This is a genomic window from Aequorivita sp. 609 (assembly GCF_014212065.1).
GTDB lineage: Bacteria > Bacteroidota > Bacteroidia > Flavobacteriales > Flavobacteriaceae > Aequorivita > Aequorivita sinensis.
On the sequence record NZ_JACJVM010000002.1, the window covers coordinates 1 to 12,907 of the forward strand.

The 12,907-nt window shown below is 34.7% G+C and carries 12 protein-coding genes; 3 read left to right on the top strand and 9 right to left on the bottom strand.

Annotated features, from left to right (window positions below):
* Positions 1–122 precede the first annotated feature (122 nt).
* A complete protein-coding gene (locus H4O20_RS00070; protein ID WP_282032577.1) occupies positions 123–1,103 on the top strand; it encodes an AsmA-like C-terminal region-containing protein in 981 nt (326 codons plus the stop codon).
* 39 nt (positions 1,104–1,142) lie between these two features.
* Here the strand turns inward: H4O20_RS00070 and H4O20_RS00075 are convergent, their stop codons facing one another.
* Positions 1,143–1,937: a DUF2797 domain-containing protein gene (locus H4O20_RS00075; RefSeq protein ID WP_139855519.1), complete on the bottom strand. Its 795-nt coding sequence runs from the start codon at positions 1,935–1,937 to the stop codon at positions 1,143–1,145.
* A 122-nt stretch (positions 1,938–2,059) separates the two neighbouring features.
* On the opposite strand from H4O20_RS00075, the gene H4O20_RS00080 reads away from it, so the two are divergent.
* A complete protein-coding gene (locus H4O20_RS00080) occupies positions 2,060–3,574 on the top strand; it encodes a GH3 auxin-responsive promoter family protein (RefSeq protein ID WP_185097890.1) in 1,515 nt (504 codons plus the stop codon).
* Between the two features lie 73 nt (positions 3,575–3,647).
* On the opposite strand, the gene clpX is transcribed toward H4O20_RS00080, so the two are convergent.
* From clpX to H4O20_RS00120, 8 genes are all read right to left on the bottom strand, one after another.
* Positions 3,648–4,880 carry an ATP-dependent Clp protease ATP-binding subunit ClpX gene (clpX, locus tag H4O20_RS00085; protein ID WP_139855521.1) on the bottom strand — a complete coding sequence of 411 codons (1,233 nt, stop codon included), beginning with the start codon at positions 4,878–4,880 and terminating at the stop codon, positions 3,648–3,650.
* A 25-nt stretch (positions 4,881–4,905) separates the two neighbouring features.
* Positions 4,906–5,580 (bottom strand): ATP-dependent Clp endopeptidase proteolytic subunit ClpP, encoded by a 675-nt coding sequence (gene clpP / locus H4O20_RS00090; protein WP_185097891.1) that lies wholly within the window; start codon positions 5,578–5,580, stop codon positions 4,906–4,908.
* 130 nt (positions 5,581–5,710) lie between these two features.
* Positions 5,711–7,030: a trigger factor gene (gene tig / locus H4O20_RS00095; RefSeq protein WP_139855523.1), complete on the bottom strand. Its 1,320-nt coding sequence runs from the start codon at positions 7,028–7,030 to the stop codon at positions 5,711–5,713.
* Between the two features lie 180 nt (positions 7,031–7,210).
* Positions 7,211–7,552 (bottom strand): phage holin family protein, encoded by a 342-nt coding sequence (locus H4O20_RS00100; protein ID WP_185097892.1) that lies wholly within the window; start codon positions 7,550–7,552, stop codon positions 7,211–7,213.
* A 97-nt stretch (positions 7,553–7,649) separates the two neighbouring features.
* Positions 7,650–9,182, bottom strand: a complete 1,533-nt coding sequence (locus tag H4O20_RS00105) for a G-D-S-L family lipolytic protein (RefSeq protein ID WP_185097893.1) — start codon at positions 9,180–9,182, stop codon at positions 7,650–7,652.
* Positions 9,183–9,200: 18 nt separating this feature from the next.
* Entirely contained in the window at positions 9,201–10,451 is a 1,251-nt protein-coding gene (locus H4O20_RS00110) for an OmpP1/FadL family transporter (RefSeq protein WP_139855526.1), read from the bottom strand.
* A gap of 91 nt (positions 10,452–10,542) precedes the next feature.
* Positions 10,543–11,304: an alpha/beta fold hydrolase gene (locus H4O20_RS00115; protein ID WP_185097894.1), complete on the bottom strand. Its 762-nt coding sequence runs from the start codon at positions 11,302–11,304 to the stop codon at positions 10,543–10,545.
* Positions 11,305–11,319: 15 nt separating this feature from the next.
* Positions 11,320–12,033 (bottom strand): pyridoxine 5'-phosphate synthase, encoded by a 714-nt coding sequence (locus H4O20_RS00120; protein WP_185097895.1) that lies wholly within the window; start codon positions 12,031–12,033, stop codon positions 11,320–11,322.
* Between the two features lie 155 nt (positions 12,034–12,188).
* On the opposite strand from H4O20_RS00120, the gene H4O20_RS00125 reads away from it, so the two are divergent.
* Complete coding sequence (locus H4O20_RS00125; protein WP_139855529.1) at positions 12,189–12,845, top strand: CBS domain-containing protein; 657 nt, start codon at positions 12,189–12,191, stop codon at positions 12,843–12,845.
* Positions 12,846–12,907 lie beyond the last annotated feature (62 nt).

The window sequence follows — 12,907 nt, forward strand, 5'->3', positions numbered from 1 at the left end:
GGATTATCAATGTTGTCGAAGTCTAAAGCTTCACCGTATATAGTAACCTTACTCCGCTCTTTTGTTCTTTCTGATTAATACTTAAAATTAACTTATTTAGTAAAAATCAAACTTAAGAAGTTATATACGATAACTTAGAACTTAAAAACGCTAAAGGTGTAGCCTCCATTAAGAATGAAGCAATTACAATTAGCAATTTCACTTCTGATATTTTTGGTGGAAATATTGCTCTTGATGGTAATGTTTCTACCAAAACTGACGTTCCAACCTTCGCTATGAAACTGGATCTAAGTAAAATTGATATAGAGGAATCATTTGAAAAACTCGAAATGTTTCAATATCTAATGCCAATAGCAAAAGCATTACAAGGAACCCTAAACACCAAATTTGAATTTAATGGTAAGTTAACCTCTGATCTTTCTCCTATACTTTCTAGTCTCGGCGGAACTGCATTAGCTCAAGTATTAACGGCAGAAGTTAATTCCGAAAACACGCCGCTTTTATCAGCGCTTAGTGATAAAATAGCTTTTTTAAACCTTGATAAATTAAATCTACAGAATCTAACAACCAATTTAGTTTTTAAAGATGGAGATATTGTAATTAAGCCGTTTAACTTCGACATTAAAGGAATTGATGTGGCTGTTTCAGGAACCCACGGCTTAGATAAATCGATAGACTACAATGTAACGATGGATGTTCCTGCTAAATATTTAGGTGGTGAAATCACCAAACTCCTTCAAAAACTAGATCCAAAAGAAGCAAACCAAATGAGTGTTGCGCTTCCTATAGGTTTAAAAGGAACATTTAATAAACCCCAAGTTTCATTAAATGCTGAAAACGCTATCAATAAGCTTACTCAAGAACTTATAGCGAAGCAAAAGGATAAACTTATCAACCAAGGAACAGATATTCTTAGTGGTATTCTTGGTGGAGGAACCAAAACTGATTCTACTTCAACAAATAACCAAAAACAAGATACCATTCAACAGAATACGCAGCAGCAAAATACCCAACAACAAAACACCAAGGTTATTAAAGATATTTTGGGTGGGATTTTAGGTGGCAAGAAAAAGAAACAAGACACTATTAAAGCTGGAAATTAATATAAAATCGCAGCTAATAGCATTTCTTTGTTTGGTCAACTAATTTACAGTTATTGAAACCACATATCCTTCGTTACTACGAACATTAAAAACGGTATTATCTTCAAATATGAGGTATTGTCCTTTTATGCCTTTTAAGGTTCCTTCGTAGAATGGAGTTTTGTCAAGGTTAAGCGATTTTGGTTTTTCTGGATATTTAATAACTGGAAACTGTAAATTGGTTTCAGAATTGTTTTCAAGGTAATAATCCATTGCTTGGGCAGGAATATATTGTTTTAACTTCTCACGCCATTCTACTAAATCTTCATCTTTAATATCGTTTTTCAGCATATTACGCCAATTGGTTTTATCGCTTACATGATCTTTTAAAGCAATCTCGGTAATCCCTGCTAAATATCTGTTTGGCACTTCTACAATTTCAATAGCTTCGTGTGCTCCTTGATCTATCCAACGTGTTGGCACTTGTGTTTTACGGGTAACTCCTACTTTAACGCTACTACTGTTTGCCAAATAAACAATATGAGGTTGAAGTTGCACTTTTTTCTCATAATCAAGGTCGCGATCTTCAATTCCTAAATGCGCTGTACTTTTCTCTGGATTAATGATCCAATCTGCAGCTTGGGGTATTTCAAAAAAGCAATCATAACAAAATCCTTGACGGTAAATTTTCTTTTGAAGTTCACAATTTAAACATTGATGGTAGAGGAAATTGATCGAAATCTTCTTGTCCAATAATTGATTCACATTTATAAAGTCGTTTTTAAAAATGAGGTAATACTGAATTGGCGTTCCGATTTCAGTTTGCATTTTTGTAAGTACTCCTTCGTAATTCATTTATTTTATAGTATTTAGGTTGAAAATTTTCCTTGCAAAAGACTTAAAAAACATCTCTTCTAAAAAAGGAAACTCATAATTATAAAATCATTATTTTTATAGCATAAAGATAGCAGAAAATTATGCCAATCCCGATTGTAAACTCCATTGCTTCTTGGTTTCTTAAAAAGAGGTTTCATCAGATAGATCTATTTCTAAAATATCCTATTGAGGTTCAAGAAGAATTGCTTTTCAATTTACTTTACAAAGCGAAAAATACTGAAATTGGACAAGAATATGGTTTTGCTTCTATTAAAACCTATCGAGAATTTGCAGATAGAATTCCCATAACTACCTACGAAGAAAATGAAGTGAGAATTGAGCGTGCTCGAAAAGGCGAAAGCAATATATTTTGGCCTACTCCAATTAAATGGTTCGCAAAATCTAGTGGTACTACCAATGCAAAAAGTAAATTTATTCCCGTTACCCACGATTCGCTTGAAGACTGCCATTATGCAGCCAGCAAAGATTTGTTGTGTATGTACCTCAACAATAATCCAAACGCACAGTTATTCTTAGGGAAAAGTTTACGCCTTGGTGGAAGTAAACAGCTTTATGAAGAAAACGGAACTGTATTTGGTGATTTATCTGCGATACTTATAGATAATATGCCATTTTGGGCAGAGTTCAGCAGTACTCCGAGTAATGAGGTTTCGCTTATGGGCGATTGGGAAACTAAAATGCAGGCCATTGTAAATGAAACTATAAAAGAAAATGTCACAAGCCTCGCAGGAGTACCCTCTTGGATGTTGGTATTATTAAATAACGTAATAGAAACAACAGGCAAAGGAAACTTATTCGAGGTTTGGCCTAATTTAGAAGTGTATTTTCACGGTGGAGTAAACTTCGATCCTTACGTAGATCAATACAATAAATTACTACCTAAAAGTGATTTTAGATATTACGAAATCTATAACGCTTCAGAAGGTTTTTTCGCCATTCAAGATAGAAACGACAGCAAAGAGTTATTGCTAATGCTCGATTACGGAATTTTCTATGAGTTCATTCCTATGGATAATTATGGGACTAGTGATGAAAAAGTTATTCCATTAAGTGAAGTTGAAGAAGGGAAAAATTATGCTGTAATAATCACAACCAATTCTGGACTTTGGCGATATAAAATAGGTGATACTGTTCGCTTTACTTCAACAGAACCTTATAGAATAAAAGTAACAGGCCGCACCAAACACCACATTAACGCCTTTGGGGAAGAGTTGATTATCGAAAACGCCGAAACTGCATTACGCAAGGCTTCTCAACTTACAAACGCTGAAATTGTTGATTATACCGCAGCGCCAGTTTTTATGGATGGTAAAGAAAAGGGTGCTCACGAATGGATTATTGAGTTTAAATCACCGCCTCACGACTTAGAAGTTTTTACAAAACTTCTAGACACAGCTTTACAAGAAGTAAATAGTGATTATGAGGCAAAACGCTATAACAATACCACCTTAAACCCTCCAAAGATTCATTACGGAAGGGAAAATTTATTTTATGATTGGCTGAAAGACAAAAACAAACTTGGAGGGCAGCATAAAGTCCCTCGACTATCCAATACTAGAAATATGCTAGAAGAATTATTAGCACTCAATGAGTAAAAACCTCTTCATTTTTAGCTAACAAAAAAAGCCTCAGGATATCCTGAGGCTTTTTAAAGTAGATTATATTTCTCTATGAAACTGCCTTCAACTTCTTAAGGGTTGACTTATTAAGTTTTTCATCGGCATAATCTCTAGTTACTTTCACTAATTTTTCATCAGTACCTGGCATTTCATACATTGCATCGGTAAGAACTGCTTCACAAAGCGAACGTAGTCCTCTAGCTCCAAGCTTATATTCAATTGCTTGTTCCACGATAAAGTCTAGTGCTTCTTCAGTCACTTCGAAATCTATTCCGTCCATTTCAAACAGTTTTTTGTACTGCTTAATAATAGCGTTTTTAGGTTCCGTAAGAATTGCACGAAGCGTTTCTTTATCCAATGGATTCATATATGTTAAAACAGGAAGACGACCAATAATTTCTGGAATCAACCCAAAGTCTTTCAAATCTTTAGGGATAATATAGCGAAGCATATTATCCTTTTCAATTTCAGTTTCCTTTAGGGTAGCAGTAAAACCAACGGCCTGCATATTCAATCTTTTAGAAATATGACGTTCAATTCCATCAAAAGCTCCTCCGGCTATAAAGAGAATATTTTCGGTGTTTACTTCAATAAACTTTTGATCTGGGTGCTTTCTACCACCTTTAGGCGGAACATTAACTGTAGTACCTTCTAAGAGCTTTAGTAGAGCTTGTTGAACACCTTCACCACTTACATCACGTGTAATCGAAGGGTTATCGCTCTTACGTGCAATTTTATCGATTTCATCAATAAAAACGATACCTTTTTCAGCTTTCTCTAGGTTATAATCTGCAGCTTGAAGCAAACGAGTTAAAATACCTTCAACATCTTCACCTACATATCCAGCTTCAGTTAAAACCGTAGCATCCACAATAGCTAGTGGAACGTTCAACATTTTTGCAATTGTTTTTGCAATTAGAGTTTTCCCTGTTCCTGTTTGCCCAACAATAACGATATTACTTTTCTGAATTTCGATATCGTCATCGCTCTTTGGCTGAAGTAAACGTTTGTAGTGGTTATACACCGCTACAGACATAACTTTCTTTGTGAAATCTTGTCCAATCACATACTCATCTAAGAATGCTTTAATGAGCTTTGGCTTTTTCAGCATAAGGTCTTTAGACAATTCTGAGTTATCAGAATGCAAAGCCTCCTCAACAACAATCCCGTGCGCTTGCTCTATACAACGGTCGCAAATGTGGGCATCCAATCCTGCAATTAGCAGTTTGGTTTCCGACTTTTTACGGCCGCAAAAAGAACATTCTAAATCTTCTTTCGACATAATATTTTTTTTCAAAAATCTTTACTTATTCTCTTGTCAATATTTCATCAATCATACCGTATTCAACAGCTTTATCTGCTTTCATCCAGTAATCACGATCACTATCTTCGTAAACTTTCTCATAAGTTTGACCAGAGTGTTTTGCTATAATTTTATAAAGTTCCTCTTTAAGAGTCACAATTTCGCGAGCAGTAATTTCGATATCACTTGCTTGACCTTGAGCACCACCTAAAGGTTGGTGAATCATAACACGTGAATGCGTTAAACCACTACGCTTTCCTTTTTCACCAGCACATAAAAGTACTGCTGCCATAGAAGCTGCCATTCCTGTGCAAATAGTAGCTACATCTGGTTTAATAAATTGCATAGTATCATAAATTCCAAGTCCCGCATAAACACTTCCTCCTGGAGAGTTTATATAAATTTGAATATCGCGAGAAGCATCTGCACTAGCAAGAAACAATAACTGAGCCTGTACAATATTTGCAACTTGGTCGTTAATTCCGGTACCTAGAAAAATAATACGGTCCATCATTAAACGTGAAAAAACGTCCATTGCCACTGCATTCATTTGGCGTTCTTCAATAATATTTGGTGTCAAGTTTGTTGGATACATACTACTTATAATCTTGTCGTAGTACATATTACTAATACCCTGATCTTTTATAGCAAACTTTCTAAATTCGTCACTGTAATTCATAAATGTTAATTCTTTATTTAGGTAAGAAATTCAACTTAAAGAGCATATTTGGATTCCCGTCTTAATAGGAATTAAAAAGGCGTTAAATTAAAATAATTCAACGCCTAAAGATAACTATTTCTTCGCTAAATTAAGCGTAGGCTTCCTTAATGAATTCGTCGAAGGTAATCTCTTTGACTTTTAATTTTGCATTCTCCTTAAAGAAGTCTAATAATTTAGCTGTGTTTAATTGTTCACTTAAACGCTCAACCTCTTCTCTATTAGAAAGAATACGTGCAGTAATAGATTCAACTTCTTCGTCAGTTGGGTTAGTTTGTCCGAACTGAGCCATTTGAGCTTTAATCATATTTTTTGAATGGTCTTTCAACTCATCAAAAGTTACTTGCAAATTGTTTTCAGCACGAAGTTTACCTTCAATTAACTGATAACGAAGTCCTTTTTCACTTCTTTCGTATTCAGCTTTTGCTTCTTCTTCAGAAAGTCTTTTCTCACCAGTCATTGCGATCCAGCGCTGTAAAAATTCTTTTGGAAGATCAAATTTTGTGTTTTCAATTAAAGATTCTACTACATCATTTAAAAGCTTTTGATCGCTTTGTTGTGCAAACTGCCCTTCAGCATCTTCTTTAATTTTCGCTTTTAATTCATCTTCTGAAGTAACCTTACCTTCACCAAAAAGCTTGTCGAAAAGCTCTTGGTTCAATTCAGCCATTTCACGCTCATTTACTTCTTCAATTTTTAAAGAAACTTCGATATCTAAACCGTGAGCGTCATCGTGATCAACACCCAAATGCTTTTGGTTATCGTGGTCATCAGCAAACATACCTTTAGTTTTTAATGTAACGGTATCGCCAACTTTTGCACCAATAAGAGCATCTAATTGTTTTTTTCCTTTAATATCTTCTGTTGAAAAAGTAGATTTTTTCTCAATTTCTTTTTCAGTTGAAATAAATGTTCCAGTGATTTCATCACCTTTTTCTACTTCATTTTTAGATATTAGTTTTCCGTATTGTTTGCGGATAGTTTTTACTTGATTGTCAAGCATCTTATCGTCTGCAACAATTTTGTAATGAACTATTTCTTTCCCTTTTACATCAACATCAAATTGTGGAGCAAGACCTAATTCAAACTCAAACTTATAGTCTTCAGCATCCCAATCGATTTCTGATTCATTCTTAGGAAGTGGATTACCTAATACATCCAATTTTTCCTCTGTAAGGTATTTTTGAAGTGCATCTTGTAAAACTTTATTCACTTCTTCAACCAAGACAGCTTTACCATATTGCTTTTTAACCATTCCCATTGGGATATGACCTTTTCTAAAGCCAGGTATGTTAGCGGTTTTTCTATAGTTTTTTAAAACCTTTTCTACGTTGTCTGAATAGTCTTCTTTCGAAACCTCTACTGTAAGAACAGCATTCAGCTTATCAATGTCTTTTTTTGTAATGTTCATCTTTTCTCTTCTGAAATTCGGGATGCAAAAGTACGGCTTTTTACAAAACTCAACAAACATTTACAAATTGTTGTTGATTTAAAGTGAAATAACCCACCTTTTCTTGTTTAAGGTTAAGAAAAACAAGGTATCCTAATCAGATCTGAAAAGAGTAAAAAAAATATATTTATAGAGTAGTTATTAATCTTCGGGTAGTAGTGAAAATAAAATTGACTGAAAAACGGAAAGCAATAAACTAAAGAGTAAAGCCCACCAAATAGTAGTTACATCGAAACTATCGACAAAATAACCTGCAAGTAAAATAATAATAGCATTGATTATTAATAGGAATAGGCCAAAAGTGACAATTGTTATAGGAAGAGTTAAGACCACTAAAATTGGCTTTACAATTAATCTTAACAATGCGATAACAATAGCAACAATTACGGCTGAACCATAACCTTCTACAGCTACACCAGGAAGGATTTTTGCCAAAACCACCACGGCTAAAGCAGTAAGCAACAATTTTACAATTAATTTCATAAAAGGTGTTTTTAGTTAATTTAAGCTTTAGTAAATATAATAAAAAAAACCGCTCTCATTTGAGAGCGGTTTTAACCAATTAAATAAATTGATAAATTTAATTATTTGCAAGCGTAATCGTAGGGTAATACCCTATTTGTACCGTTGGTATCGTAGCGTCGTACGTATCGTTTATTGCCTGAATCATCATATTTGCTGTATAAGCATATCCTCTAGCAGTTGGGTGAACACCATCTAAAGAGAAAGCACCTCCAGTTACAAACTGAGAAGTTAATACACCTCCATCATAAGGAATTCCACCATCCGATAATCTTGCTAACGCAGTTTTTGCATCTACAAAAGCAAGTCCTTTTGCACTAGCTAACCCTTGAATTGTAGCATTATATGAATTTGTTGCAGCTGTAATTCTATCTTGTTCAGACTTAGCTAATACAAATTGATCTGCCAATGGAATACTTACTCCTACAACACCTTGTGGGTTGTTTGGATCTGGAGTAGAACCTAATACAGAAGATGCTGTTAAAACAACAAGGTCGTCTGAGTTTACTTGACGTAATTGGCCTAACAAAGCAGCTGTTGGAGCTGGTAAGTTAAATGGAGGCCCTTGTAAAATAGCTGTAATATCTGTTAAATCTTTATCTGTGGTAATTGGAAAGTTTTGTCCTGCAGAGAAGTTTATCATACGCATTGCAGCTTCTTCAGCCGAGATAATCCCCATACCAGCTAAGCCAGGTAATATTTGAGTATTATATCCTGCGAAATTAGCATTTACAGCAGCAGCTGTAGCTGCATCTAATGGAATAGCGTTGGTAGGAACTGTTGTAAAGTAAGGTATAGAAGTTACTTCTGGAATATTTACCAATACTCCTTTTGCTCCACCAGCTGTTAATGCCTCTACTTGTGCGTTGTAAACTGAAGCGAAAACGTTTGGATCTGTTATATCGTTACTACCATATGTAGAAGGATCAATATTTCCTGTTTGATCGACTCCTGAACCTCCAGAAGTTGCGTAGCTTAGAATATCATTATTTCCAATCCAAAGACTAAAAAAAGTAGGGCTTTGAGCAGCCGCATCCTCAATAACTTTCACATTTTCACTACTTGCGAAACGTGCAAAATATGGATTAGCAGTTCCACCTGGCACTCCTGCAACATTTCCATACCCTGGCGTTACCAAGTGAAAACTTTTTGCTCCAGGTACTCCCATATTATTGAAAGGCCCACTTAATTTGTTTGTAATATCTGTAGTTGGAGTTCCATCTAAACGAACTGGAGATGGATTACCATCTGCACCAACAGCTAAAACAAGTCTGTTTTCAGCAATTTGGTTTCCACCTAATAACAATCCACCAATATTATCATTCATTAATGGTTGAGTAAAATCTCCACCGCCAACAAATTCGAATTGCTGTGCCATTATATTTGGGTAACTATTGTTTTGACCAGTAATATATAATGCGCCATCTGCATAACCAGCTGTCAAAGAGTTTCCAACTGCTACAAACTTTGATAAGTTAGCAGAACCACTACTATAAAACCCACCATCGGTTACAGGGCTGTCAAATTCTGGCTCACAGCTTACAAGACCTATTGTCAACGCTGCGAATGTATATTTTAATAAGTTTTTCATCTTTCTGAATTTTTCAAATTATAGTTTATAAGTAACTCCTAGACCAGGAACAAAAGCATTGGTTTTATATGCTCCAGCAAAAGGAACAGCTACACCATTTTCTAAGTAATGATCGTATGAAGCATCAATTTCTTTAAAGTGTGAGAAAAGGAAAGATGCATCAATTTGTAGGTTCTCACCAATATTCACTGTTAACCCTGCAGTAAAGTTGTTACTATCACCACGAGGTGTTTCTGGCGCGAAGTAACCTGGCTGAACCGGAGTTTCATCAAAGTAGTATCCTGCTCTTAGCGTAAACATTTTTGTTGCTTCGTATTGTAATCCAAAACGATAAGCAGAAGAGTTCTTGTAGTTACGTGGGTTATAAGAATCTGGAATTGCTGGATTAGCAAAATCAATATCTAAAGACTCGTATACATTCCAATATGTACGATTGTAATCGAAAGCGAATAACCAGTTTTCTGCAAATTTATAAGACATACCAACCATCAATTCTGCTGGTAGAGGCATTGCAGCATCAATCTTAGTATCTTCAAAAGGAGTTAATGGAGAATTTGGAATATTTTCAAAAGTTGCATCTCCACCTTCTGCTTCTAGAATCATTTCAGAACGGTAAGTTGCACCTATTCTTAAATTATCAGTAAAATTAAAAGTTGTACTCGCTACCCATCCCCAAGCAGTTACACCACTTGCGTCAATTGTTACATTCGAACGATTTCCATCAAGATCGGTAAGTGTACGGTTTAAGTTTCTGTTAAAATTTACAGATCCATTTACATATATTGGTCCACCACCAACACTTAATTTTTCATTTATTTTGAACGAAACTGTTGGCTGAACATATATTGCTTGTAGATCTATATTGTTTACAAGATGAGAACCAACCCAGTCTTTATCATATTCTACAGAACTTCCATAAGGTGTATATACCCCAAGACCAAATGCCAACCAATCTGTTGCTTGATATGATGCATAAAAATAAAACGGCGTTCCTAATAAACTTTTAGTTTGGTCACTCGCTCCTGTAGTTTCATTTTGATAGGATATGTTTGCTAATACCCCGTGTGCACCAGCAGAAATGCTAAGTTTATTTTCTAAATACACTAATGCAGAAGGGTTAAAAAACACAGATTCACTGCTATTTATAACTGCAACACCCGTGTGGCCCATTGCAAGGGACTTATTACCCTGTAGACTTACACGGTACCCGCCCGCATAAGTTACCGCAGTTGCGAGTGCAAATACAGCAAGTACTAATACTTTTTTCATAATTTTTTAATTCTTTAGAGTTAATTTGTGAGGTTATTGGTAAGTTCAAAATGGTTTTTATTATGCATGCATAACAACCGTACTTACAATATTATAAAAAATTCATAACATTATCATAAAATTCTTCAGGATTTTCTGCATGAAGCCAATGACCTGCATTTGAAATAGTCTGAATTCTGGCTTTTGGAAAGTGTTTTTTAATCAAAACTTCATCCATAGGCTCAATGTAACCGCTCTTTTCGCCACTTAAAAACAAGGTTTCACCTTGGTAAATGGAATCTTCAGCAAGTGCAACACCAATAGCTTCAACTTTATCTGTTAATACTGGAAGATTTATACGAAGACCATATTCTTTTTTATCTTTTCGATACAGGTTCTTAAGAAGAAACAGTCTTGTGCCTTCATCTTTAATGTATGTTGCCAATATATCTTCCGCATCACTACGAGATTTAATTTTTGAAAAATCTAATTCTGAAAGAGCTTTTAAAATATCTTGATGATGAGAAGGATAAAATTTTGGACCTATATCTGCAACAATTAGTTTTAAAACCATTTCGGGATAACTTACTGCAAATTGCATAGCAACTTTTCCACCCATTGAATGACCTAATAATATGATTTGCTTCAAATTGTGTTCATCGCAGTATTTCTTTAAATCATCCGCCATTATTTCATAGGAAAATTCATTGTGATGAAAACTTCTACCGTGATTTCGTTGATCAACCAAGTGAACTTCATATCCATCTTCTGCCCATCTAGAACCAAGTGTTTTCCAATTATCGCTCATACCGAGAAAGCCGTGGAGTATCACGAAAGCTTGTCCGGAACCGAGAATTTGAGAATGTAAAATCATGTGAAATTTTATTTATTATTTAAGTCTTTGTAAATATCCGGCAATAACTTTTTCTATCCCATCGTATAGCGCCTCACTTATTAGAGCGTGGCCTATACTCACCTCTAAAAGGTTAGGAATGTTTTCTTTAAAGAATTGAATGTTATCTAATGAAAGATCGTGCCCCGCATTAATTCCCAAGCCTAATTGGCTTGCAAGAACTGCACATTCGGTATACGGCTTTATAGCATCTTTGTTTCCTAGTGCATACTGATCTGCAAATTCTTCAGTGTACAATTCAATTCTGTCTGTTCCCGTTTCGGCTGCCCCTTCAATCATTTTTAATGTGGGATCAACAAAGATTGAGGTGCGAATTCCATTATTCTTAAATTCTGAAATAATTTCTTTTAAATAATCTTTATGTTTAACCGTATCCCATCCAGCATTAGAAGTTATAGCGTCTACCGCATCTGGTACAAGGGTAACTTGGGTAGGTTTAATTTCTAATACCATTTTTGTGAAGTTATCCATAGGATTTCCTTCAATATTATATTCTGTAGTAACTATAGATTTTAAATCGTAAGCATCTTGATACCGAATATGACGTTCATCCGGCCGTGGATGAATAGTGATTCCTTGAGCTCCAAACTTCTGAATATCCTTTGCCATCTTTAATAAGTTTGGCACATTACCACCTCGTGCATTACGAAGAGTAGCTATTTTATTTATATTAACGCTTAACTTTGTCATTGAATAAATTGTTGTTTTGTAATAATAATTAAAACCTATTAAACCCGAAAATAAACTCAATCAGATTCAACAAATGCATTTTTAACAAAAATACAAACCTTAAGGACGGAAAGGAACTTATATTTTAAGTAATTTGCATTTTAAATAAATATCTAATGGAGACCATAAATTATATTATCAACGATATTGAACCATTCGACATTTCAGCTAATATTAAAGACGTGCAAACCGTTTTTAACCAGCTAACTTATTCGCACGTACCTGTTGAAAAAGACGGGGAATTTATAGGTTGTGTATCCGAAAATGACGCATATTGTTTTGATAATACAAAACTCCTTAGCGACTATCAATACGCTTTAGAACCTTTCCACGTGCTGGAAGACACTAATTGGCTTGACGTTTTAGAGGCTTTTGCATTACACAATAGCAATGTAATGCCGGTTTTAGGCATAGACAATAAGTACCTTGGTTATTTCGAATTAGGTGATATAATGAGCCTTTTTAACAATACTCCTTTTTTAAATGAAACAGGGGGCATCATTGTAGTTGAAAAAGGCATTCAAGATTATTCTTTTAGCGAGGCTTGTCAGATAGTAGAATCTAATGGCACTAGAATTTTTGGGATATTTATTTCAAAAATCACAGAAAACACTGTTCAGCTTACAGTAAAAGTTGGTCATACCGCAATGAATAGCATCGTTCAAACTTTTAGACGATACAAATACAACATCATAAGTCAACACGAAGAAGATAAATTTGTGGAAGACTTGAAAGAACGTTCCAAGTATCTAGACAAGTATTTAAACATCTAAAATAATAACCATACCTGAACAAATTTAATTTTTAATACAGCACTCCAATCTTCTAAACCAAT